Genomic DNA, 23,982 nt, shown 5'->3' on the forward strand with positions numbered 1-23,982 from the left:
TCTCGATGCGCCGCCTCATCTCGTACTTCTCACGCAAGCAAAATCAAGCGGTGGACGGCGTCGACGTCATCCGTCAGCACTTTGACGCCCAGTTTTATGTTTCCGCATATCCCGACGTGGCGGATTCTTCGATAGATCTGGCCGAGCATTACTTCGTCGTCGGCTGGCGTCATGGCCGCGACCCCTGCGCATGGTTTTCTACCGAGGAATATCTGAAGGCGAATGGCGACGTCGCGGAGGCGGACGTCAATCCATTTTACCACTATCTGACGCATGGCCGTGAAGAGGGGCGGGTTGTTGTCGCGTCTCGCCTTTCGGATTCCCGGAGAGGCGCCGCCTCCCACTCCGCCGGGACGGAGTCGAGCCGCCGGCCGCCCGAGGGCGCGCCGGGGATGTCGGAGGATGTCCTCGCGCAACAGAGGTCGGTCGTCGCGGGGGCGTTCGATACGAATTTCTATCGGTCCACCTACCCGGACCTCCATCCGTTGAATGACGATCAGCTCGTCGACCACTTCAATGAACATGGGTGGCGCGAACGCCGGGACCCCTGCCCGTGGTTTTCGACAAACTATTATTTGAAACGTTATCCGGACATCGGGCGCGGTGGTATAAATCCGCTGTACCATTATCTCACGTATGGGCAAAGAGAAGGGCGGCTGCCGGATTATTATCACCGGCACAAGCGCGGCTCGGCGGCGCGTCCGCGCGTATCCGCAATCATCCCCAATTTCAACCACGCCCGATTCCTCGAGGAGAGAATCCAGTCGATCGTCGCGCAGGAATGGCTCCCCGAGGAGATCATCATACTTGACGACGCCTCCACCGACGATAGTCGCGAGGTCATCGAGCGGATCGCAAAGACCATCGACATCCCTCTCAAAATCGTGCTCAACGACGAGAATTCCGGCAATGTTTTCCGGCAATGGGAAAAGGGCGTCTCCATGGCGAGCGCCGAGGTCTTGTGGATTTGCGAGAGCGACGATTTCTGCGACAGGAAATTTCTAAGCACGCTCGCGCCATATTTTTGCGATCCGAGCATAATGATCGCATTCGGCGCAATTCAATTTGCGTCGGCGGACGGCGCGCCCCTTGCGGGTCTCGACGAGTATCGGGAGAGCGCCGCGCGCGGCTTCTGGAACGAACCGCGCGTCGAGAGCGCCCCGGAGTGGTTCAAGGGCCCCTTCGGCCTGCGTAACGTCATTGCGAATGTGGGCGGATGCCTGATCCGGCGCCAGACGATAGAAAAGTCAATCTGGACGGAAGCGCAAAGCTATCGCGTCTGCGGCGACTGGTTTCTTTACATGCATCTTGCTCATGGCGGACGCATCGCTTTCGATCCGAGAGCGATCGCCTTTTTCCGGCAGCATGCGAAGAACACCTCCGTTTCGAGCTTTCGTTCGCTCTCGTTTTACGAAGAACATTTTCGCATCGCGCTCGAGCTGCAGCGAATGTATGGCGTAAGCGATGCAAACATTTGCAGGTTCTATCGGATCGTTCGCACACAGTTCCTGAAGGCGCTCGGCGATGAGCCAGGATCCAACCTCGACGCGGTATTCAGCCTCAACACACTGATAAATCAGGAAAGAGTGTGCCCTCATATCCTGATCATGATCCTCGGTTTCCTGACGGGCGGCGGCGAAATTTTCCCCATCAATCTGGCGAACGCGTTAGCCGAACGGGGATACGCCGTATCCGTCATGCCCTTGATGACGGCCGGCGAGAACGAAGAAATTCGCGGCCGCCTCGACTCCCGAATCGCTATCTACGAGCGCAATCTGATTGATGAAATTGGATTCGATCGTTTCCTCGAAAGCCAGCAGATCGATCTGGTTCACACGCATTACATCGCCGCCGACATTGACTACCATAAGGCGATCCGGGCCCGGCGCCTGCCCTATGTCGTCACGCATCACGGATCGTACGAGGTCACCGAGGTGGACTCCGCCACTCTGATGTCGATCATGTCCGCGGTCCAGCATTGGGTCTACATTTCCGACAAGAATCTGGAAAAGCTCGAAGCCCTCGGCCTCAATCGCGCCGCCACGACCAAATTGCCGAACGCCGTCCCTCTGCGTCACGCCACTTTCCCCTACACGCGTCAATCGCTGGGAATTGAAGAAAGCGCATTCGTTTTCGGCGTCGCGTCGCGCGCCATCCTGCCAAAGGGATGGGACATCGCCGCAAAGGCGCTCGAGAAGGTGCGCGCGGAAAACCATCGTCCGGTTTACGTCGTCTTTTGTGGAGAGGGGCCGGATTACGAGGAGCTTTACAACGCCCACAATGAAAAGGAGGGGATCATCTTCCTGGGTTACCAGCGCGAGATCATGGCCTTTTACGAAATGTGCGACTGCGCGCTTCTCCCCACGAGATTTCAGGGCGAGTCATATCCGCTGACGATCATCGAGGCGATCATCAAGAATATCCCCGTCATCGCGACCGATATCGGCGAACTCAAACATATGATCAAACCCGACGATATCGCCGCCGGCGTCCTCGTTCCAAACATAGAGGACGACGACGTCTTTATTGCAGAGGTGGCCGCGGCGATGAACAAAATGCTGAATGTTCATGAACATGCGAGATACGTTCGGGGCGCGAGGAAGATCGCTGAGCTTTACGATTTCGATCATTTGGTTACGCAGTATGAGAAGGTGTATAAGGTTGCCGGTTTGAAGGGGGTCCCGACGAATGACATCAAGGCTAACGATACACGCGGGCGTGAATAAAACCGGCAGCTCCGCGATACAACATTTTCTGCGAAACAATGTCGAGCAGCTCTCGTCGGAAGGCGTTGTCGTTCCGAATTTGTCCATGGAGATTCAGCCGCCCGTCGAGGGCCATCACGTATGGTATTTTCACGAAAGGCGAGGCGCGCCGCGGGAAATCGCGAAGCACGAAACAACACAAAAAATCAGGGATCTAATGACGCATCCCGGCGTCAAGCAGGTCATCGTCAGCGCCGAGAATCTCGGCAGCGTCGACAATGACTACGCATTCTGGTTCATCGACATTGCCAAAGAGTTCGAGGATGTCGAGGTCATCATGTATTTGCGCCGCCAGGATGACCTGCTCCTCTCATCCTGGCAGCAATGGCATGTAAAGACGGGTGAGGACCTCTGGTCGTGGATCGCGTCGTGCCTCGGCGGGCTCGGCAACTGGCGACGCGTCGTGGAGCGTTGGGAGGCGGTTCTTGGCCGCCATCGTGTGCGGCTGCGGCTCTTCGAACGCAACCGGCTGAAAAACGGCGACGTGGTCGACGATTTCTGCCAGTTTATCCTCGGAGATCACTCGGCTTTCGTGAATGATCGCAGCGTCGCCGTCAATCCGAGCTACAATGAAGCGATCGTCGACCTCGTCGCCGGCGGCGGTTTTTTCAAGGATGCGCACGATAATGAATTTTACAAGTTCCTCGAACATTACCTAGACGACGCAAGTCACAGACGCAGCCGGGAATCGGTGTTGACGATCGACCAGCGTCTGGCGATCATCGCACGATATGCGGCCTCCAATTCATGGGTTCGGGAACATTATTTCGCGTCGAGCGATACGCCGGAAACCCTTTTCGCGTTGCCGCGCGCATCGGATTACGACGTCGTGACTTCCGAAGATTTGCGTAAGGAGCAAGTGCAGATGCTCGCAAGAGTGCTGTTCGAGATGCATAAGAGAGGCAAGAAATGATCATCTGGCAGGCGGAAAACATCTTCGAGATCGACGGCGTCCAGTTCCGCATCGATTTCCGCGCCGGTAAAGACAGGGCGCTGTCGACTGTCGACTGTTTTACCTTCGTCAAGACAAGGAAGATGGTCAATCTTTACCGCCAACTGATACAGCGCAAACCCAAGCACATTCTGGAACTTGGCATGTTCCAGGGGGGCTCGAGCGTCTTTTACGAGAAGCTCTACAACCCCGAAAAGATCGTCGGCGTCGAACTCAACAAAAACCCTATTCCCGCGCTCGAAGCGCACATCGCGCGCGGCTCTGTGATAAAGCCCTATTACGGCGTATCGCAATCCGATCGCGAAAAGCTCGACGAGATCATTCCGAGGGAGTTTCCCGAGGGCCTCGACATCATCATCGATGACGCCTCACATCTCTATGAGTTTTCGAAACCATCGTTCGAAATCTGCTTCCCCTATCTCAAACCGGGCGGCCTTTATATTCTCGAAGACTGGGCGTGGAGTCACCGCCGCCCGTCGGCGGCGCCTACCCATCCGTGGTATCAGAAGCCCGCGCTGACCAACCTCATATTCGAATTCGTCGTTTCGGTGGCCGGCCCGAGTTCGATCGCAAAAGTCGAAATACATTCCGACGTTGCGATCATCACGAAAATCAATATCCCCGCCTACCAGACCCTGCCCGCGCTCAACGTCACGCCGGAGCGGCTTCGCGATCGGCCCCTTCCCCAGATTTAGCGCACATCGTCTCTTCAGCCCGGAGCCATAAAGTCCATGACATATGTAAATCCGTTCGAAGGCAAAACGCCTCGCCAGATATATGATCTGCTGACACAGCCGGAACTGAGCGGCGGAAAACTTCCCTGCTGGCCGAACCAGACCGTCCAGACGACCTACACGGGCGCCTACGGACCCCAGATCATTCAAAGCGGTCTGGAGTTTCTCGCCTTCCTCGAAAAGGATGGCGCCTTCAAGCCGGGATGGCGTGGGCTGGATTATGGTTGCGGTTTTGGGCGCTTCGCCTCGCTGCTGCTGGCGAAGGGCGGCCCCGAGCAGCTGGATCTCGTGGACGCCTGGTCGATCTCCATCGAAAATATCGCAAAAGGCGGCTTCAGGAACAAATGCTGGACCGTGTCCGAGCTTCTCGCGGACACTGATCTCGAGCCCTATGCTTATGACCTGATAACGACCTTTTCAGTGTTCACGCATTTTTCGAAGAAGGCGTTCCTGCACAACATAGAGCGCCTCCATCGGGCGCTGAAGACGAATGGCAAATTATATTTCACCGTGCGACACGACGAATTCATTCCGGTCAAATATCCCCAGCTCGCCGACGAAATTCAAAACGCGCTGGCGACCGAGGGCATATGGTTCAAGGGAACGCCCGGCAATCTGGGTCAGGAGCCGATCTTCGGCGACACGATCGTATCGACTGAATTCATGGAGGAGCTCGGAAAGCGCTTCGGGCCGACCCGCCGGCTCGGCGCAATTCGCTATCAACATGTATGGGTGATGGACAAGAGCTGAACGGCCCGGACCGGGACCCAATCGCGAATGACCATGCTCCAACCCCCCGCGCCGATCGCGATGTCGCACATTGCGACCGGCAGACCGACAAGACAGGAGTAACAGACCGTGTCCGAGAATATTTACCAGCAACATTGGGATTATTACGCGAAGAACACGCAGCGATCAGGCGATTTCTGGCCGGGCGACGAATGGGGCACGCCCGAGAGCTGGGACCGCCTGTTCAAGAAATTGTTCCTCGACAATGGCGCCGCAGACTGGAAGACCGCCGTCGAGATTGGCCCGGGCTCGGGCAAATACACGATCCGCCTGCTTGAAAATTCGGGCGTCGAAGTCATCGCCGCCGACATCAGCTCAGGCTATCAGGAGCATTTCTGCAACCGCCTGAAGGAAGCCGGCCTCATCTCGCGCGTCACGCCGCTCCTGCTGAACACGCGCAGCGCGACCTTGCGGGAGACGATCGAGGCGAAGGGCTGGAAGGGCAAGCTCGACGCCGTCTATTCGATCGACGCGATGGTGCATGTCGATCTGCAATATCTGATCGCCTATCTGGTCACCGCCGCCTGCTGCCTCAAGCCGGGCGGCCGGCTCGTCATGACGCTGTCCAACGTCTGCAGCGACGGCGGCTTCGACAAGCTCATTCGCGACACGAAAACGATCTTCAGCCGCATGAACCTGCACACGGCGAAATTCGAATGGATGTCGCCGGATCAAGTTCGCTCTATTCTCCCGCGTCTGGGCTTCGAGATCGACATGCTGGACACGTCCGGCCGCGATATCCTGCTCGTCGCGACGCTGCGCCAGCCGCTCACCGACGAAAAAATCCTGTCGTGCATCGCGTGAGCCGGAAACAACTGGCCACGCCCGACGAAAACCTTATGTGACTGATGCAACCGATGCAGCGCCGGTCCTTGCAGGATAGCGCTGCATCGCTGTCCCCTCCCCCCCGGGGGGCGATTGCGCCGACAATGCCAGACGCTTTGCCGGCGGCAGCCGTGAAAATTCCCGCACCCGGCAGGCCGCGCAGCGCAATCGCGGTCGAACTGCCTTGGGTGAAGCGAAGCCAATAAACACAAATCATGTTATCGCAGCGAAAGGCGTGCGAATCATAATTCCACCGTCCCGCCCGGCGATCGCACCGGATGTCGCCACGCCGCGCTTCGCCGTCCAACATGACCATCCTAATTGCCTCGCCGTCGATAATTTTGTGATTCTTTGCGTCCCGTAAGGCGCGCGTGTCGCCTCATCATGACCAGCGCGACAGCATGTCCGCCTGCCCGTGCGGCTGCGATCATGACGCCGGCGGGCCAAGCTACGCCGTAACGCGTTGACAAAATACGTGTTTTCTGAAAATTGACGAAGCGTCGTCCAACCGGGAAGAAATGAGCGGCCCGGAACCGGGCGCGGCGCGTAACGACCTGTGCGACGTTCCAAAATATACGGCGGGCCGCCTTGTTGCGAAGGCCCGCACAACTTTCACCAAGCGGCGTAGAAACCGAGATTTGGAAGTCAGACAGGAAAAAGATAGAACGTCATGATCGATCTGAATTTCGTCGCAGCGCCCATTCCAGACTTGAGCAAGCCGCGGCGGCGTACGCGTTCACCGGCGAGTGCGCAGCATCACATATCGGTCGTCGGGCGGCTGAGTCCGCTCCGATGAAGGCTGCAAGCTGACGTCAGGCCGCCGCCCCTGTCGGCGCGGGGGCGAAAGCCATGCGCCACGCGCTCCATTGAGGGCGAGGCGCCGAGCAACGGATTGGCACGCGAGGTCTTGATGAGAGTAATAATTACCGGGGGCGCCGGATTTATCGGTTCAGCGGTTTCGCGCGCCTTCATCCATAGCAGCGACGATCATATCCTCGTTCTCGACAAGCTCACATACGCAGGCAATCTCGCCTCTCTTAAACCGGTCGCCGACGATCCGCGCTTCTCCTTCCTGCAGGCCGACATCTGCGACCGCGCCGCCGTCGGTCGCGCCTATTCGGAATTTCAGCCCGACGTCGTTATGCATCTTGCCGCGGAGAGCCATGTCGATCGGTCGATCGACGGGCCAGCGGCCTTCATCGAGACCAATCTCGTCGGCACATTCGTGATGCTGGAGGCGGCGCTGGAATATTGGCGCGCCCTCCCCACCGACCGAGCCGGGAATTTCCGCTTCCAGCACATCTCGACGGACGAGGTGTTCGGCTCGCTCGGCGCGGACGGCCTCTTCCGCGAGGACACTCCGTATGCGCCGACGTCGCCCTATTCCGCCTCCAAGGCGGGGTCGGACCATCTCGTGCGCGCCTGGCGTCACACTTACGGACTGCCGACCATCGTCACCAATTGCTCGAACAATTACGGGCCGTATCACTTCCCGGAGAAACTCATCCCGCTGATGATCATCAACGCCATCGAGGGCAAGCCTTTGCCGGTGTATGGCCGCGGGGAGAATGTTCGCGACTGGCTTTATGTCGAGGATCACGCGGCGGCGCTCATGCTCGTCGCGCGCGAGGGCGTCGTCGGCGACTCATACAATGTCGGCGGACGCAACGAATGGCGCAATATCGACGTCGTCCATGCGATCTGCGATCTGATGAACGAGTTTCGTCCGCGCGCCGGCGGCTATCGCGATCTCATCACCTTCGTGAACGATCGTCCGGGGCATGATCTGCGCTACGCGATCGACAGCTCCAAGATCGAGCGCGAGCTCGGCTGGAAACCGGCAGAGCGTTTCGAGACGGGCCTGCGCAAGACCGTGCAATGGTATCTCGACAATCAGGAATGGTGGCAGGCGATCAGGTCCGGAAAATATCGCGGCGAGCGTCTCGGCGTCCTCTGAGGCGGGGGCTTGCCGGCGCAACGACAGAGGATGGGCGGCCTTGTTCGAAGATCTGGAAATCGAGGGTTTGAAGCTTGTGACGCCGAAGAAATTCGGCGACGAGCGCGGGTTCTTCTCCGAGACGTATAACGCCTCGACCTGGGAGAAGGCGGGGCTTCACTATAAATTCGTCCAGGACAATCATTCCCTGTCGCGCGACGTCGGCACGGTGCGGGGGCTGCATTTCCAGACCGCGCCCTTCGCGCAGGACAAGCTCGTGCGCGTCGTGCAGGGGCGCATTCTCGACGTCGCCGTCGATCTGCGGCGCTCCTCGCCGACCTTCGGACGCCATGTCGCCGTGGAGCTGTCGAAGGAGAACTGGCGGCAGCTCCTCGTGCCGATCGGCTTCGCGCATGGCTTCGTGACGCTCGAGCCCGACACCGAGGTTCTCTACAAGGTCACCAATTTCTATTCGCCGCAGCATGATTGCGGCCTCGCCTGGGACGATCCCGATCTCGGCGTCGCCTGGCCGGATGTGGCGAAAAACGCGGTTCTGTCGGCGAAGGATCAGAAATGGCCGCGGCTGCGCGATCTGCCCGAGGTGTTTCCATGAGCGCCGGCCGCCTTCGCCTCGCCGTCACCGGCCTCACCGGCCAGGTCGTCAGCGCCCTCATCGAGCGTGCGCCGAACGATGTGGAGATGATCGCGCTGGGCCGGCCGCAACTCGATCTCGGCGTGCGCGACGCCGTTCTCGCGACGCTGCGGCAGACGGGCTGCGACGCCATCGTCAACGCCGCCGCCTATACGGCGGTCGACAAGGCCGAAAGCGAGCCTGACGTCGCGATGCGCGTCAACGGCGAGGGCGCGGGCAATGTGGCCGAGGCCGCCGCCGAACTCGGCGTGCCGCTGCTGCACCTGTCGACGGATTACATCTTCGACGGCGCGCTCGACCGCCCCTATCGCGAGGACGACCCCACCGGCCCGACCGGCGCCTATGGGCGCTCGAAGCTTGCGGGCGAGGAAAAAATCGCGGCCATCCATGCCAATCACGCCATTTTGCGCACCGCCTGGGTCTACAGCCCCTTCGGCGCGAATTTCGTCAAGACCATGCTGCGCCTTGGCGAGACGCGCGAGGAAGTCGGCGTCGTCGCCGATCAGCTCGGCAATCCCACCAATGCGATCGACATCGCCGACGCGCTCATCGTCATCGCCCGCCGCCTCGCCGCCGATCCGTCGCCGGAGCTGCGCGGCGTCTTTCACATGACAGGTCAGGGCGAAGCGACCTGGGCGGATTTCGCGGAAGCGACCTTCGCGATCGCTGAACGGTTCGGACGCAAGCCGGTGCGGGTCAAGCGGATCACCACCGCCGACTATCCGACGCCGGCGCGGCGACCCGCCAATTCGCGTCTCGACAACACGAAGCTCAAGGAGCGCTTCGGCGTCGCGCTGCCGCCCTGGCGGGCGTCGCTCGAAAATTGCGTCGCGCGTCTCGTCACGCCATCAAGATAGGATCGTTTCATGCGGGGCATCATTCTGGCCGGGGGAAGCGGCACGCGGCTTCATCCCATGACGCTCGTCACCTCGAAGCAATTGCTTCCGGTCTATGACAAGCCGATGATCTATTATCCGCTGAGCACGCTGATGCTCGCCGGCGTGCGCGAGATCCTCATCATCTCCACGCCGGAGGATCTGCCCTCCTTCAAGCGCCTCCTCGGCTCCGGCGCGCAATGGGGCCTGTCGCTTTCCTACGCCGTGCAACCGAAGCCGGAAGGGCTCGCGCAGGCCTATATTATCGGCGCCGAGTTCGTCGAAGGCCGTCATTCGGTGCTGATCCTCGGCGACAACATCTTCTACGGCCACGGCCTGCCCGAGGCGTTGCAATTGTCGCCGCAAAGCTCCGCGACCGTATTCGCCTATCACGTGCGCGATCCCGAACGTTATGGCGTGGTCGACTTCGACGCCTCCGGACGCGCGGTCTCGATCGAAGAAAAACCCGCGAAGCCGAAATCCAACTGGGCGGTCACGGGGCTTTATTTCTACGATACGCGCGCGGCGGAATTCGCGGCGCAACTGAAGCCCTCGCCGCGCGGCGAGCTGGAGATCACCGATCTCAACCGCATCTACATGGAGCTCGGCGAACTGAACGTGGTGCGGCTGGGTCGCGGCTTCGCCTGGCTCGACACCGGCACGCCGGAATCGCTGCTGGAGGCCGGCGAATATGTCCGCGCGATCGAGCAGCGGCAGGGGCAGAGGGTCGCCTGTCTGGAGGAGATCGCCTATCGCGCCGGCTGGATCGACGAGGGCGCGGCGCGCGAAGCGGCGGCCGGCCTCGCAAAGAGCGGCTACGGGCAATATATTGCGCAGGTGCTGACCGAACCCGATCTTTGACGCAGCGCCCTTACGCGCGCATTGCGCGCAGGCGTTCCGCGAAAGCCGCAAGATCGAACAGCCGGGTTTCGTCGCGCGGCGGCGTCTTCGGCGTCGCGCGCGCGATGATCGAGCCGATGCGCGGCTCCATTTCCGCGACGGCGGACTCGATCGCGTCGGCGAGCGATGCGGGATCGAGCCGCTCGAGCGACAAGATATTGTCGAAGCGCCTCTGAAGATTCTTCCCTTCAAATCCATTGGTGATCGTCGTCAGTCCCGCCTCCGCCATCTCCAGCGGCGGGTAGCTGGGATGCGGTGAAATCATGATCGAGACGCCGACGCTCGCGCGGCTGAGATGGTCGGCGTAGCCCTCCAGGCTCGCCTTGCCGCCGACCGACGCGTTCACCACGGGGTAGAGCAGAGTGTCGGGAAAATCCTCGCCGAGGAAGACAATGCGCCAGCGGCTGGCGCGGATCGGATCGCGCTGCTGCCAGCGAAAGAGCCCGTCGCAGATGAGTTCGAAGGCGTTTCGATTGACGGTCGGGCGGCCATAGACGAGCAGCAGCCGCTCGCGCGGCTTCTCCGCGAGCGCCGCCGAAATACGGCGGTTGATCTCGTATGGAATGAAATAGGCTTCGCGGAAGGCGTATTTCCCGGTCATGACCGAGAACAGCTCTTCCGAATTGATGATCGCGATCATGCGCTCGCCGTGACGATAGGTCGCCTCGGCGAGCGCCGACCGCGAGCTGCGGCCGTTGAAATAGGTCTCGTCGTCCTGGATGAGATAAATGAAAGGCAGCTTCGAACCGAAAAGCCGCTCGCGATCGCGCTCGAGATCCGCCGCGAAGCCCGCCGTCCACCAGGCGGTGGCGATGAAGATGTCGTTGGCGCGCAGATCGAGTCTTCCGCCCTCGCGTTCATATGTGTCGACGAGCAGACGCGCGCCTTCGTCGAGGCTCGCCACGTAAGGAACCGGCGTGTAGTCCGAAAGCCTCGCATATGCTTCCGGCTCGATGTCCGCGTCGGTCGTGACGATGCGGCGGTCATATTCGGCGCCCAGCGCGTCGGCAATTTCCGTAAACAGTTTGATCGCCGTGGCGACGCCGCCGAAAATCTGCTGCGGGTTGACGGTCGGAATCAGCAGATTGAGCCGGGGCCGCACATTCCGCGACGGGTAGGACAGCAGCGGACGGATTTCCACAATGCCGCGGTCCTGCGGGCGCAGGATGATGTCCACATTGGAGAGGCAGGGCTGAAACACCTTGAGCCGGTGCTTTGCAAGCTCCTCCTTGCTGTGGACGGGCAGGAGCGTCTGCGGCATCGGATAGAGGTCGCGCCGCGCGACCTTCAGCCACTCGAAGCCCCGCGATTCGGCGATCATCAGAAGCGAGCGCTCGATGGCGTGAGCGAGCGTGCCGTCGACCTGACCGCCCTCCTCGGGGAAATCGTCGAAATCGATGTCGAGATCGAGAAGCGGCCTGAAGGCGGCGGAGCGGCCCCAGAACATCGAGCCGGAGGGAAATTCGAGCACGAGATTCTTGTCGATTTCGACGCCCATGCGCTTCATCAACGCGCGCGCGTGATCGTAGTCATAGCCCCAGTTCAAAATCCCGCGCAGCTCGAAGAGATGCTGCGGGAAAACGACCCCGATCTTGGGATCGTCGAACAGCGACAGGATCGAATTCACGATCTCGGGCGAACCGAGAAGATTGTCGAAGAGATAGTCGCGCCAACGCGCCAGCGCGGCCCCGCCGTGAGGCGAGCGCTTGGTGTGGAGATGGATGAAAAGGTCGTAATCGGCGTAAACGTCGCGGAAGCCGAAGAATTTTGCCGCGATGTCGCGGCCCCGATTCGGACAGATGCGAATCTCGACCCGCCCCTTGGGCCAGTCGCGGCAGACATCTTCCAGGGCGCGTTTTTTCTCCTGCGTGTCGGTCGAGAAGAAAAGGTCGACCGGGCCGGTGACGTTCTTCAGCTTCTCCAGCACGAGCGGGGCGATTTCCGGATAGAAACCATGCACGATCGCGGCGATTGGACGCTCGCGCGCGGGCTTCGGCGCGAAAGCGAAGGGCGTCTCGAGGGCAAAGTCCATCTCATTGGCGGGCCGACGCGAGGGGACGACACCGTCCGGCTTGGTCAAATCATAAGAATAATAATAGTTTATCGCCTGCTCGCGGAGCGGGTCGTTGACCGGATTGCGGCGCCTGCCGAGCGGCGGATCATAGGTCGCCGCCGTCTGCCGCAGCATTGCGCCGATCGTCGCGCGCAACCCGTGCTCCCGCAGGAAATGTGGACCGTCGCGAAAGACGTCGCGGGGCGCCAGAAAAACGCCGACCGGCGAATCGACGATTTTCGCCGCCTCGCGCATCGCCGCGCCATAGAGGGCCACGACGCCGCGCGTCGTCAGAATGACATAGCCGTTGCGCAGGTGACGACGCACCCCTTGAAACGTTGTTTCCTTAGGCTTCATCCGACCTGTCTACCCCAGCTGCGTCCGAACCGGCCAGAGCGAATCCGAGGTCGAGCCCGCAGCGCCTGCCGAAACACGGTCATCGATTAGCCAGAAATCCCGAATACTCATCCGCCAAAGTGGAACGCTAGCCGCACTGCGGCCAAAAGACGCGACATGATACAGCTCGACAACGTTTTCAAATATTACCGGTCGAACGGACATCGGAAGATCGTCCTCAACCACGTCAGCCTCGATTTCATGGCGGGGCGCAGCTATGGGATTCTCGGCGTCAATGGCGCCGGAAAATCGACCCTGATGCGGCTTCTGGCGGGCACGGAACTGCCGAATGGCGGGCGCATCCGCCGCAACGGACGCATTTCATGGCCGCTCGGCTTCAGCGGCGGCCTGCATCCGAAACTCACCGGGCGCGAGAATGTGAAATTCGTCTCGCGCGTCTATGGTCAGGACGCACGCAAGGTGATCGACTTCGTCGAGGATTTCGCCGAGATCGGCGCCTATATGGACGTCGCGATCAGCACCTATTCCTCGGGCATGATCGCGCGGCTCGCCTTCGGACTCACGCTCGCGATCGAATTCGACTGCTATCTGATTGACGAGGTGACGGCGGTGGGGGACGCCCGCTTCGCCGCGAGGTGCAAGGAAGAATTTGGCAAGCGCAAGCAGAAGTCCGACGTGATCATGGTGTCGCACGGCATGTCGACGATCAAGGAATATTGTGATCGCGGAATTGTCCTGGCGGGGGGCCAGATGCATGTTTTCTCCAATGTCGACGATGCGATAGACCTGTATAAGAAGCTCAATGCCTGAGCCGAAAACGCCCAACCAGCCCCACAAGTCGGTCGCCCTCCCCGGTTCCCGGGAGGTGTTCGACCCGGAGCAGGCCGCCCGCGCGACGAAGGCGATTTCGCGCGCCCTGCGCCGGGCCGCGACCAAGTCTCGCGCGCCGACGCGCATCATTTCGGGCGGCGGCGGCTTCCAGGCGCGGCGCGGCGATCGTGTCTTTCGTCAGGCGCTTCTGGCGAGCTTCGGCATGTTCGTCGCCGTTCCGTTGCTCATCGCCTCGATCTACTGGGGCCTCGTCGCGAGCAAGCAATATGTGACCGAGACGAAATTCTCCCTGCGCTCGGGCGAGAATGCGTCGCTGACGATGATGACCGGCGGCGAAACGTCGGGAAGCGGCCAGCAAATGCAGGACGCGCAGGTCGTCGTAAAATATATCCTCAGCCGGGGGTTGATCGAAGCGCTCGACAGGAAAATCAACCTGAGAGAAAAATTCTCGCGTCCGGGCGTGGACTATTTTTCGCGCTTCGACGCCGATAGTCCCGTCGAGGATTTGGAAAGATACTGGAAGAAAAGGGTCGACGCGAGCGTCGACATCATGTCCGGCATCATCTCGGTCAGCGTCAGGGCCTTCACGCCCGAAGACTCTCTCCTCATCACACAGAATGTGATCGACCTCTCCGAAGCTCTCGTCAATGACCTGTCGACGCGCGCGCGACGAGACACGCTGAAGCAGATGCGCAGCGAACTGACCCGCGCGGAGGAACGCCTGAAGGCCGCGACGGCGGCGATGCGCGAAGCGCGCGACGCCGAGGGCGTTCTGGATGCGCCGGCTGCCGCCGAGGCGCTCAACAAGGTGATCACCGCGCTCAGGATGGAGCTTTCCACGACGGAAGAGAATCTCGCGCTGCAATCGGGTTCGGCGACGACCGATTCGCCGCAGGTGAGGCTGCTGAATGCGCGCGTGCGCAGCCTGAAAAACCAGATCGCCGAATATTCGGCCCAGATCGCCAGCACGGACGACAAAAACACCTCGCTGGCCGGACGTGCGGGCAAGTTGTCCCAGCATGAGGTGGAGACCGCTATCGCACAGCAACAATATGCGATGGCGGCCACGGCTTTCGAAAATGCGCGTATCGATCTCGAAAGCCAGCGAGCCTATCTGACGACATTCCTGCGGCCCACGCTTGCGGAGAAATCCATCTATCCGCTGCGCTGGCTGGAGTGGTCGATCATCGTCGCACCGGCCGTTCTCGTCTGGACGGTGCTCGTCGCCGTCGCCTTCCTCGTTCGCGACCACATGGCGAAATAGACGCGTCTCGCGCGGGTCCCTCGGTCGACGACGGCTTGCGTCCCGACTCCGCGCCCATCGCGCGTCTAATTGTTTATTCGATCCGCGCAGGCGGCTGGTTGGCGCCGATCGAACAGGCGTTAGGATAAGCGTTATCAAGAAAGGTTTTCCGGCTCGATCCGGGCCGGAGAGACGTCGGAGCGTGGTCGGGACGACGGACGCACGGATTTCCGCTCCCTGCGCGCAACAAAATACGAAGCGAGCGAGCAGTACTCGTAATCCGCCCTACGTCATCTGGTCGTTGATGCTCGCGGCGATGAGCGTAACGACCGACCAGGCGACGAGCAATCCGGCGAAGACCATCACCGTATTGCCAATCACTTTTGGATACAGCGCCGACTCCGGGAGCGTCGGCGTCACCACCGTCACAAGGTAAAGCTGCTGTTTTTCGAGGTCCTGACGCGCCTTCTGATAGGAGTTTTGCGAGAGCGTGTACTGCTGTTCGGCGAAGGCCTCCTCGAGCTTCAGCCGCTCATAGGTCGCTATCTGCGACGAGACCGTATCCGCGCCCGGACCGCTGGTCAGCTTTTTCTTGAGCTCCGCAATCTGCTGGTCGATCACCGCGAGGCGCGCTTTCTGCAAGCGCTGGCTCGGCGCGTCCTCCGAGAGTGACGAGGAAAAGGTCGAGAGGGCGTTGACGAGGTCGATGCGCTCCAGTGTGAGCTTGCCGATCTGGTCTCCGATGCTGACAGCGCGCGAACCGGGATCGATCAGGAAATTCTCGTTACGGAATCTGAGCGTCTTTTCCTTCGCGTCCGCGAGCATATGGCGCGTAAGATTGACTTCGAGCTCCGCCCGCTTGACCGCGTCCCGCCGGTTGCGCAGGGTGATCTTGTTGACGAGGTTTTCGCTTTCGCGAACGATGTCCTGCGCAATATCCATCGCGTCCTGCGGACGGAAGGCGTCGACGCGCACGGTCAAAATGCCCGACAGCGTATCGACGCTCGCGGCGACATGGCCGAGCCAATATTTCCATAGCTCCTCGATCGTCGAGCCTTTCGACAGGCGCGAAAAATAGTCGACGCCCGGCCCCGAGAATTTTCCCTCCATATATTCCCGGCCCCCGAGATCGACGAGGATCGCTCGGCTCTTCACATAATTGAGCACCATGTAGGAGTCCTGCGAGCCGCCCCCGCCGCCGGAGCCTCCGCCGGTCATCTTCGCCATCATCGAGGCGGCGTCGGAGCCGGATTTCTTCTCCTGCTGCGCCTGGCGAACGGTCAAACGGGTCTCCGACACGTAGCGGTTCGACTGCCACAGCGCCGAATATAGCCAGAAAATCACGGTCGGAAGCACGACCACCGCCAGAAAGCTGCGCCAGATCAGGCCGCCGCCGGAACCCGCCCGGGCGAGCGCGTCCGTGACGATGTCGACGCTGCGCCACGCCACCGCCGGCAACCTGCTTCCGCCCTCGCCGTCGGAACGCATCAGGGCGCGACCGGACGCGAGCCGCGAGGCGACGCTGTTGCGCGCCGTCGTCACGACTTCCATCAAATTCGGTATTTTCGAAGGCCGTTCCCTGTTCATCTGCCTTCAGTCGCTGATCGCGCGTCCCGCGCCGTTCTTGCATTGTCCGGCCGGCGTCCCGCCGGGCGCGGCAGACGATGCGCCGATCGCCGCTTTCCGGGGAAGGGCAAGTCCGTCGAGCCCCTTGCGAACCGCCCGTAAAATAGGCGCGCCGCCGGGTGGGCGCAAGCTACGCTTATGGAAGCGTTTCATCATGGGCGTAAAGTGAAAGACCGGGGTGAAAATAAGGATCGTCGCGGATCGCCGAGCGCCAGCGGTCGCAAAAATAGCTGCGTTCCTTTTCATAGACCCGCTGAAGCCGAAGCCCGCCGCCGCGACTGGCCGACTGATGATGGATCAGGACAACCTGAGAATTGCAGATGGTTCTCCAGCCACGCTCGGCCAGGCGCAGACAGAGATCGACGTCATTCAGCTCGACGGGCAGGTTCACGGCGTCGAAACCGCCGACGGCGTCGAACTTGCGCCGCTCGACCATCAGGCAGGCGCCGGTCACGGCGGAGACCTCGTGCGGAACCAGATTGCGCCGCGTCCAGCCCGGGTCGGTCGCGCCGAGCTCCGCGCCGAAATGTCCGGCGACGCCGCCCATCCCGAGCAGAACGCCGACATGCTGCGTCAGCCTGTTGGGATAGAGCAGCTTCGCGCCGACGGCGCCGACCTCGGGTTTTGCGGCAAAATGCAGCAGCCGCTCGATCCAGTCCGGCGTCAGAACCTCCGTGTCGTTATTGAGGAAAAGGAGATGATCACCCGCGATCGCTTGCGCGCCGGCGTTGCAGAGCGCGGAGAAATTGAACGCGCCCGGCGATTTCAGGATCGTCAGCCGATCATGGGCGGCCTGTAAACGCTCGAATAGCGCGTGCGTGCGGGGCTCCACGCTCTCGTTGTCGACGACGACGACCCTGTAGTTCGAATAGCTCGTCTCCCTGAAGACGCTTTCGAGACAGGCGCCGAGAAGATCAGGGCGATCGCGCGTGGGGATGACGATTACGACCGATGGCGCGTTCTCGCGATATACAGCCGGGACGTCCTCGCACCGCAGGTTCGTCTCGCGCGCCAGCGCGAAGAGGGGCCGATGAAGCGCGCCGACCTCGCTGGCCGAGGCGCGCGCGGCGAGCCCCGCGATCAGATCCTCCGGGGCCGCCGCGGTCCAGTCGGCGTCCGAAGCGACGAGGCTCGCGCGAAACAGCGCCGCCCGCCCGATGTAATTGATAGAGCGGTGAAGCGTCGGGCTCCATGGCGGCTTGAACACCGGACGCAGGCCGGCGCCTTCGCCGCGCGTCGCGTCCGAATAGGCGAGCAATTGCTTGGGCTGACGCGCGAAATGTTCGACAAAACAGGCGAAGGCGTTCGGCTCCGGCCGATCGCCGGCTGAAAGGCGTCCGATCAGTTCGCCCGATTCGAAACGGATTTTGTCCGGAGCGAAGCGCGCAAATCCCCCCTCGCGCTCCCAGGCCGCCAGCCGCGCTTGCGCCCCGGCGTCCTGCGGCGAACCGATGAACAGAACGCGCCAATTCGGATAGCTCTGTCCCGCGACTGCGCGGCAACTCTCGTCGATCTCGGCTCCCGTGGCGCCGTGGAGGTCGAGAAGCAGGCTCACGGTCGGGCCGACGCGCCAGTCGCTGCGCGGCAGATCAAGTCCCGTGACGGCGTGATCGCGTCGCGCCGCCCGCCAGGCGGGATAAGTCGACAGGGCCTCGCCGCCCAGCGCCCAGCGCCAATTGAGCTCCGATTCCCGGCTCAAGCCCACCCACCCGGCGCAAACCGCGAAAAACAGTCGCTTCGGGACGCGCGCCGCCCGGCGCGCCACGCTGAGAAAGGACGCCGGCCGAACGTCGATCAGCCGGAAATCGAAACGGCCCGGCCGATTGGTGGGGCTGAGCCAGACCTCGCTTGGTTCTTTCGGGACGCGGCCCACCCAGATCCCGACGCCTTCGCAGGGCGCCGGGAGAATTTCATCCCGGAATTCCCCTCCGCCCCGCCAGAAGCGAAGCAGCGGCCGGACGGGCGAATCGAAAGGGCTCGACGCATAGCGGATTTCCACGAGCCGGCCCGGCCGAAACGCCTCGATCGAACGGAAACGGAGCCAGGGCTCGCCCGACGTCGCGCTCAGGGCGCCGTCCTGGAGCCGGACGTCTTTCGCAATCTCCAGAGGCGCTTTGTCCGCGTCGGCGGAAATTGTGGAAGTCGACGCTTGCAATACCGCCTCATCGTGACGTGGGGCCAAGTCCGGCCCCTTAACGGCGGCGCGCGGGCCGGTCATAGGCGATCGGGAAGAAGGAAAGCCACACGGCTCCCGATCAAACGTGGCAAGGATAATTTCTTGCGGGGACGTTACGCGCCCCGTTGCTCACGGTCAACGCGGCGTGTCCCGCGCGCCTTTTCATCTCGAAGTTTGACCGCACTGTGACGTCCCGAGCGCATTTTCGAGCGGAGCGCGCCCTGTCCGCGCCGGGAAGCGCCGCCGGGGCGCGATAGTCTCCTGTTCGATCAAAACCGGAGTGATCCCGGCGCTCGCGCGCGATCACGATGAAATGCGGCTCTCGACTCGGCAAGGCTTCTCCGGCCGCCCATCGAAGGCGTCACTCACCTGTCTCATCGAATTCGGCGTGTACAGTTGGTTGATATTCCGGAGCGCGAGCATCGGAATGGCGAGACCGTCCTCGCGATCAGATTATCTCGCCTCATGTTTGATCCGGGGAATCGCCTGAAGCCAACTTCACTCTGTCGAAAGGCGTAATTCTTCGCTGCCAACCTTTGTTGAAGGAAACTGCATCGGCTGCAACCGCCTCGGGGGAATTCCGTCTGATCCGATAATGCAAAATTTTAGTAACTTGCCAAATTCCTTCACAAAATCACTACCGCAGCCTATCTCGCCGATGGGCGTCTTACGTCGAATTCCCTCATGGCGGAACCAACGCCTCGCCGGCGACATTTTTCATGCGGCGAACGGCTGATTTCATCACCCGCGCCGCCGAGAACGCATGGGCGCTGCTCGTTGACCAACCTCCGGATGAATTTCAGGGCAGGCTTAGTTTTACTGCGTCCTCAACACCGCAGTCGCCACGTCAGCTCCTACTAGTGGCGCAACGCCGATTGTTTCAATCGGAGGAAAGAACGCAACTGGAAATTGAAATTACAGTTGCTATGTAAATGCATTGTGCCGTAATATGCTGTTCAGACATACGCATGACATGCTCCAGTCAGTTTCAGATTGCTTCGGACATACATGCACGCTCGCCAAACTCCGGCGACGAGGGATGATGTCTGAGGAGTTGAGTTATTGACGTATTAAGTAACTGTTTATAAAACTCGTCTTTAACTCTAGCTTGACTTGCCAAACCTGTCTGCGAGGCTACTGATGACGCTTACCCCCAGGGAAATCGCCCAACTCAAGAAAATTATTGTAATCGCTCAGGATCTTATCGATAAAGCGGGTGGGGCCAAAAAGTCGGGCCGAGCCAATGGAGGCGAGGGCGCGGTCAGGATTCGCCGGGCGGGAAAAGATCTGGCGGCGTTCCGCAAGATGTTGAAGGCTGAACGAAAGGCTGGCGTGCCCGTCTCGAAAATCGCGAAGAAACACGGGATCAGCGCTTCCTATATCTATCAACTAGGCTGACCGGAACCCCTGAAGAAACTTCCGGGCAAGGGGGCCGCGCTAATTTGCTCACGCGAGATGCACGTTGAAAGCGACGCCCTTAGTTAGGGCTTTCAGCCATCGCCCGCTCTTCTATCGGGCGACCTCGACGCTCGCCCGATCGCGCTCCCGGAGCTCTTCCGCCCGTCCGGAACGAGCCGCTCGTTGCGGATATTGTCGTTCCTGCAATGTTCCGGATCGCTATTGTGATCGACGATGGATCTTTCGAAAGTTCCATCGACTTTCGCAGCAAAGACTGACGAAAATCCGCGCCATCGCGGCGCGAAGCGTCTTTTTTCGCTAAAATGTCCTATTGTAATCAAGGCGCCGCACACTTCGTTCGAGTCGAATCCGTTCCAAAGAGCCGCATCCGTCTTTCTGCCTGCGGCCGCCTCGGCTAGGCTTTTCAAAATCCGGTCCGCCATCGACAATGCGCCGCGCGCCTTGCGATGGGGGATGAATTTGGATGAAATTATCTCCCCCGGTGTCGTTCATGGGCGTCAATCTTCTACACTCGATCGCACATTTCACGACGAACCGTTTCCGGCGCGTTCAGGTTTCATTGCATGGACGATACATGCTGAAATCGAGCGAGGAATATCCCTGTCACACTTTCGAAATCTCGCCCGGCGAGGCGTCGCTTTTCGCGCCGGTGAAAGCCATGCCCGGCGAAAAGGTGGTGCTTTACCTGAGAGACCTTGGACGCTTCGCGGGCCTCGCCACGCGGGCGACGGAGATCGGCTTCGAAATGAGCCTGCAGCTCTCGCCGAAGAAGCGCGAAAGACTCGCCGATCAGCTGACATGGTACGCGAATCGCTCCGCGCTTGCGGTCGATGAACGCAGACGGCACGAACGCATCGTTCCACTGATGGAACTGACTGTCCTGCGTCTAGCGCGCGGCGATGAGCATATCGTCAGGATCAGGAGCCTGTCGCTCTCGGGCGTCGCCCTGGAGACCGAGCTGACCCCGCTGCTGGGCGAGCAGGTCGTGATCGGCAATACGCCGGCGACCGTCGTGCGCTTTTTCGACGACGGGCTCGCCTGCGAATTCGTGACGCATTTCAGGCCCGGCGAGATCGACGAAACCACGCGACTGTAAGGCGCCGCCTCAGGTGCGCGCCGCCGCCGGCGGCTTCGGGGTCATCCACGCAACCACGCCGCCGCCGGGTTGCAGGATGACGCTGATGCGGCCGACCCCCGCGATGTCGTGCGGTTCGAGGCACATCGTCGCGCCGGCGGCGACCGCCTTCGCGACGCGCGCATCGACGTCGTCGACCGCGATATAAGTAAGCCAATGCTCGGGAACGCCCTCGAAGCGCGGGCCTTTCATCTCGAACATGCCGCCGACGCGCTTGTCGCCCGACACGATGATCCAATAGGTCATGTCCCCCATATACATGGGGTCGAAGCGCCAGCCGAGCGTTTCGGCGTAGAATTTCTGGGCGCGCTTCACGTCATGGACGTTCAATTCGCTCCAGCAGACTGTCCCGTGCTGGATTTGCGCTTCATTGGCCATTTTCTCCTCCATCGGCGGTCGATTGCGATTGTAGCGCGTCGGCGCGAAGTTTCTCGCGCGTCTCGGAGAAACCAAGTCGGCGCGCGGTGAGCCAGTCGACGAGCCGCGCCGGCAGCAGGCCGGGCAGCGTGTAGCCGAGAAATCTGTTGACGACGACCGGAATGCGCGCAGGGGGGCGCGGCGACGTCAGCGCGCGCAACACGGCTTCCGCGACCTTCTCCGGCCCCGGCGCGGCGTGGCCGCCCTCGACCGCCCATTTCTGCACGCGCCGCGCCGCCGGCCCGTAGATCGTCCTGTCGAAATGGGTGAAGTCGGCGTTGTCGGCCTTGTCCCAGATCGGCGTCGCGATCATACCCGGTTCGATCACGATGACGTCGATCCCGTAAATCATGAGCTCGCGCCGCAGCGCGTCCGAAAAACCCTCGAGCCCGAATTTCGAGGCGTTGTACGCACCCAGAAAGGGCGTGGCGAAACGGCCGGCGACCGAACTCATGTTGACGATGCGGCCCGGCGGCCCGCCTTGCGGCGCGCGCGCGCCGAGCAGGGGCGCGAATGCCTGGACGACCTGCAGCTGGCCGACGAGATTGGTCTCGATCTGGCGGCGGAAATCCTCGACCGGCAGATGCAGCAGCGGCCCCGGCACGGCAATGCCCGCATTATTGACGAGCCCGGCGAGCGTCGCCCCGCCGAGGCTCGCCTCGACCTCCTGCGCCGCGCGCGCGACCGCCGCGCCATCGGTCACGTCGAACATGAGCGGCGCGAAATCGGCGCCGAAGCGCGCCTGAAGGCGCGCGGCGTCTTCGGTTCTGCGAACCGAGCCGAAGACGAAAAAGCCGCGGTCGATCAGCATTTCGACGCAGGCGGCGCCGATTCCCGTCGAGGCCCCCGTGACGACCACGGCGCGTTTCGATTGTTTTGTCATGGAAGGTCCTCAAACCGCCAGAAGGCGGTTCAGAATGTCGAGCGTCGAAGCGTCGGCGCGCCCGTCGACGCGGGCGGGACGAAAATGCCGCTGAAAGGCGGCGACGGTCGCCGCGGTGTCTTCGTCATAGACGCCGGTTTCGACCATTTTATAGCCGAAATCCGCCAGCCTCCGCTGCAGTTGCGCAACATCCGGCCCGCCCGCGCCGGGCTCCAGCGCTGGCCCGTCGTCGGGCGGCGCCGGCGCGAGCCAGCGGCCGACGCCGCATCGGGCGAGCGTCTCCCAGGGAAAGAATTCGCCGGGATCGATCTTGCGGCGCGGGGCGATGTCGGAATGGGCCAGCACACGCTGCGGCGGAATGTTTCGCCGCGCGCAGATGTCGCGCGAAAGCGCGGCCACGGCCGCGATCTGGGGCTCGGGAAAGGGGCGCGGGTCGATATGGCCGGCGTGGACGATCTCGATCCCGATAGAAGCGGAGTTCATATCCGTCTCGCCGGCCCAGAAGCTCGCCCCGGCGTGCCAGGCGCGCCGCTCCTCCGGGACGAGCTGAAGCACGCGGCCGTTCTCCTCGACAAAATAGTGAGCCGAGACTTCCGCGATGGGGCTGCACAAAAGCTCCAGCGCGCTCTCGCCCGTCGGCATGCCGGTGTAATGCAGAATGAGCGCAGAGATTGGCTTCGCGCGCGGGCCGTGATTGGGCGAGGGAAAGACGCGGGCGCCGGAATGATCCGGCGCGAAGGGACGCGTCAGCTCCGGCTTGTCGCGCCAGGGAGCGGTCGCCATGAGCCATTCGATGGTGCGCGATTCGGGATCTCTGGCTCGCAAAACGTCGGTGACGACGCAGGCGCTGTCGGCGCCGGCGGCAAGCGCGAGACAGGCGCGGGCGGGCGTCAGGCCGCCGATGGCGACGAGCGGAATGTCGCCGATGCGCCGCTTCCAGAGGCCGAGCCTGTCGAGCCCCTGGGGGGCGAATTTCATCGTTTTCAGCAGCGTCGGCCATACCGGGCCGAGCGCGACATAATCGGGCGCGAGCGACAGGGCGCGGTCGAGTTCGGCGTCGTCATGGGTCGAAACGCCGAAGCGCACGCCATGGCGGCGCAGCGCGTCGATGTCGGCCGTGTCGAGATCCTCCTGCCCGAGATGCACGAAGTCGCAGCCCGCGTCGATCGCGAGACGCCAGTAATCGTTGACGATGAGCTGCGCGCCGGCCGCGCGGCAAAGATCGCGGGCGCGGGCGATTTCCCCGCGCAGCTCCGGTTCGGGCCGATCCTTGACGCGCAGCTGCGCGAGCCTGACGCCCAGCGGCAGCAGGCGCGCGAGCCAGTCGGAATTTTCGACAATGAGATAGAAGGGATCCAGATTCAGCGCTGTCACCGGCGGCTCCTTGTCGCAACCAGCCATAGACGGGCGAAGC

At 61.7% G+C, this 23,982-nt stretch carries 19 protein-coding genes; 13 read left to right on the top strand and 6 right to left on the bottom strand.

The features are described from left to right. The first annotated feature begins 5 nt into the window (after positions 1 to 5). From LG047_RS09090 to rfbA, 9 genes are all read left to right on the top strand, one after another. Complete coding sequence (locus LG047_RS09090; RefSeq protein WP_227966386.1) at positions 6 to 2,726, top strand: glycosyltransferase; 2,721 nt, start codon at positions 6 to 8, stop codon at positions 2,724 to 2,726. Then, positions 2,719 to 3,678 carry a hypothetical protein gene (locus LG047_RS09095; RefSeq protein ID WP_227966387.1) on the top strand — a complete coding sequence of 320 codons (960 nt, stop codon included), beginning with the start codon at positions 2,719 to 2,721 and terminating at the stop codon, positions 3,676 to 3,678. Before LG047_RS09090 ends, LG047_RS09095 begins: the two co-directional genes overlap by 8 nt. Beyond that, positions 3,675 to 4,412, top strand: a complete 738-nt coding sequence (locus LG047_RS09100) for a class I SAM-dependent methyltransferase (protein ID WP_227966388.1) — start codon at positions 3,675 to 3,677, stop codon at positions 4,410 to 4,412. The genes LG047_RS09095 and LG047_RS09100 overlap by 4 nt, the downstream gene beginning before the upstream one ends. A 36-nt stretch (positions 4,413 to 4,448) precedes the next feature. Next, complete coding sequence (locus LG047_RS09105) at positions 4,449 to 5,201, top strand: bifunctional 2-polyprenyl-6-hydroxyphenol methylase/3-demethylubiquinol 3-O-methyltransferase UbiG (protein WP_227966389.1); 753 nt, start codon at positions 4,449 to 4,451, stop codon at positions 5,199 to 5,201. Positions 5,202 to 5,309: 108 nt separating this feature from the next. After that, on the top strand, positions 5,310 to 6,044 hold the full coding sequence (locus tag LG047_RS09110) for a cyclopropane-fatty-acyl-phospholipid synthase family protein (protein WP_036284070.1): 735 nt from the start codon (positions 5,310 to 5,312) through the stop codon (positions 6,042 to 6,044). A gap of 931 nt (positions 6,045 to 6,975) precedes the next feature. Beyond that, positions 6,976 to 8,022, top strand: coding sequence for a dTDP-glucose 4,6-dehydratase (rfbB, locus tag LG047_RS09115; protein ID WP_227966390.1), 1,047 nt, complete (start codon positions 6,976 to 6,978; stop codon positions 8,020 to 8,022). A gap of 40 nt (positions 8,023 to 8,062) precedes the next feature. Beyond that, positions 8,063 to 8,614 carry a dTDP-4-dehydrorhamnose 3,5-epimerase gene (gene rfbC / locus LG047_RS09120; protein WP_036284072.1) on the top strand — a complete coding sequence of 184 codons (552 nt, stop codon included), beginning with the start codon at positions 8,063 to 8,065 and terminating at the stop codon, positions 8,612 to 8,614. Then, positions 8,611 to 9,510: a dTDP-4-dehydrorhamnose reductase gene (rfbD, locus tag LG047_RS09125; protein ID WP_227966391.1), complete on the top strand. Its 900-nt coding sequence runs from the start codon at positions 8,611 to 8,613 to the stop codon at positions 9,508 to 9,510. The genes rfbC and rfbD overlap by 4 nt, the downstream gene beginning before the upstream one ends. A gap of 9 nt (positions 9,511 to 9,519) precedes the next feature. Then, positions 9,520 to 10,389: a glucose-1-phosphate thymidylyltransferase RfbA gene (gene rfbA, locus LG047_RS09130; RefSeq protein WP_227966392.1), complete on the top strand. Its 870-nt coding sequence runs from the start codon at positions 9,520 to 9,522 to the stop codon at positions 10,387 to 10,389. Between the two features lie 10 nt (positions 10,390 to 10,399). On the opposite strand, the gene LG047_RS09135 is transcribed toward rfbA, so the two are convergent. Then, positions 10,400 to 12,808 (bottom strand): rhamnan synthesis F family protein, encoded by a 2,409-nt coding sequence (locus LG047_RS09135; protein WP_227966393.1) that lies wholly within the window; start codon positions 12,806 to 12,808, stop codon positions 10,400 to 10,402. Between the two features lie 186 nt (positions 12,809 to 12,994). On the opposite strand from LG047_RS09135, the gene LG047_RS09140 reads away from it, so the two are divergent. Together LG047_RS09140 and LG047_RS09145 are read left to right on the top strand one after the other, a co-directional pair. Next, positions 12,995 to 13,648, top strand: coding sequence for an ABC transporter ATP-binding protein (locus tag LG047_RS09140; protein WP_036284079.1), 654 nt, complete (start codon positions 12,995 to 12,997; stop codon positions 13,646 to 13,648). Then, positions 13,641 to 14,933: a hypothetical protein gene (locus LG047_RS09145; RefSeq protein ID WP_227966394.1), complete on the top strand. Its 1,293-nt coding sequence runs from the start codon at positions 13,641 to 13,643 to the stop codon at positions 14,931 to 14,933. The genes LG047_RS09140 and LG047_RS09145 overlap by 8 nt, the downstream gene beginning before the upstream one ends. A 264-nt stretch (positions 14,934 to 15,197) precedes the next feature. Here LG047_RS09145 and LG047_RS09150 read toward each other — a convergent pair whose 3' ends face one another. Together LG047_RS09150 and LG047_RS09155 are read right to left on the bottom strand one after the other, a co-directional pair. Continuing rightward, positions 15,198 to 16,463: a hypothetical protein gene (locus tag LG047_RS09150; protein ID WP_227968464.1), complete on the bottom strand. Its 1,266-nt coding sequence runs from the start codon at positions 16,461 to 16,463 to the stop codon at positions 15,198 to 15,200. Between the two features lie 211 nt (positions 16,464 to 16,674). Next, complete coding sequence (locus LG047_RS09155) at positions 16,675 to 18,693, bottom strand: glycosyltransferase family 2 protein (protein ID WP_227966395.1); 2,019 nt, start codon at positions 18,691 to 18,693, stop codon at positions 16,675 to 16,677. Between the two features lie 1,161 nt (positions 18,694 to 19,854). Here LG047_RS09155 and LG047_RS09160 point away from each other — a divergent pair. Both LG047_RS09160 and LG047_RS09165 read left to right on the top strand, forming a co-directional pair. Further along, a complete protein-coding gene (locus tag LG047_RS09160) occupies positions 19,855 to 20,112 on the top strand; it encodes a hypothetical protein (protein WP_227966396.1) in 258 nt (85 codons plus the stop codon). Positions 20,113 to 20,596: 484 nt separating this feature from the next. Then, positions 20,597 to 21,229 (top strand): PilZ domain-containing protein, encoded by a 633-nt coding sequence (locus LG047_RS09165; protein ID WP_227966397.1) that lies wholly within the window; start codon positions 20,597 to 20,599, stop codon positions 21,227 to 21,229. A 9-nt stretch (positions 21,230 to 21,238) separates the two neighbouring features. Here the strand turns inward: LG047_RS09165 and LG047_RS09170 are convergent, their stop codons facing one another. The 3 genes from LG047_RS09170 to LG047_RS19745 are packed head-to-tail and all read right to left on the bottom strand — an operon-like array spanning position 21,239 to position 23,942. After that, positions 21,239 to 21,646 (bottom strand): VOC family protein, encoded by a 408-nt coding sequence (locus LG047_RS09170; RefSeq protein ID WP_036284086.1) that lies wholly within the window; start codon positions 21,644 to 21,646, stop codon positions 21,239 to 21,241. After that, positions 21,636 to 22,568 carry an SDR family oxidoreductase gene (locus LG047_RS09175; protein ID WP_227966398.1) on the bottom strand — a complete coding sequence of 311 codons (933 nt, stop codon included), beginning with the start codon at positions 22,566 to 22,568 and terminating at the stop codon, positions 21,636 to 21,638. Before LG047_RS09175 ends, LG047_RS09170 begins: the two co-directional genes overlap by 11 nt. A 9-nt stretch (positions 22,569 to 22,577) precedes the next feature. After that, a complete protein-coding gene (locus LG047_RS19745) occupies positions 22,578 to 23,942 on the bottom strand; it encodes a thiamine phosphate synthase (RefSeq protein ID WP_370635033.1) in 1,365 nt (454 codons plus the stop codon). Positions 23,943 to 23,982: the final 40 nt, after the last annotated feature.

It is taken from the genome of Methylocystis sp. WRRC1 (assembly GCF_020733155.1).
Classification (GTDB): Bacteria; Pseudomonadota; Alphaproteobacteria; order Rhizobiales; family Beijerinckiaceae; genus Methylocystis.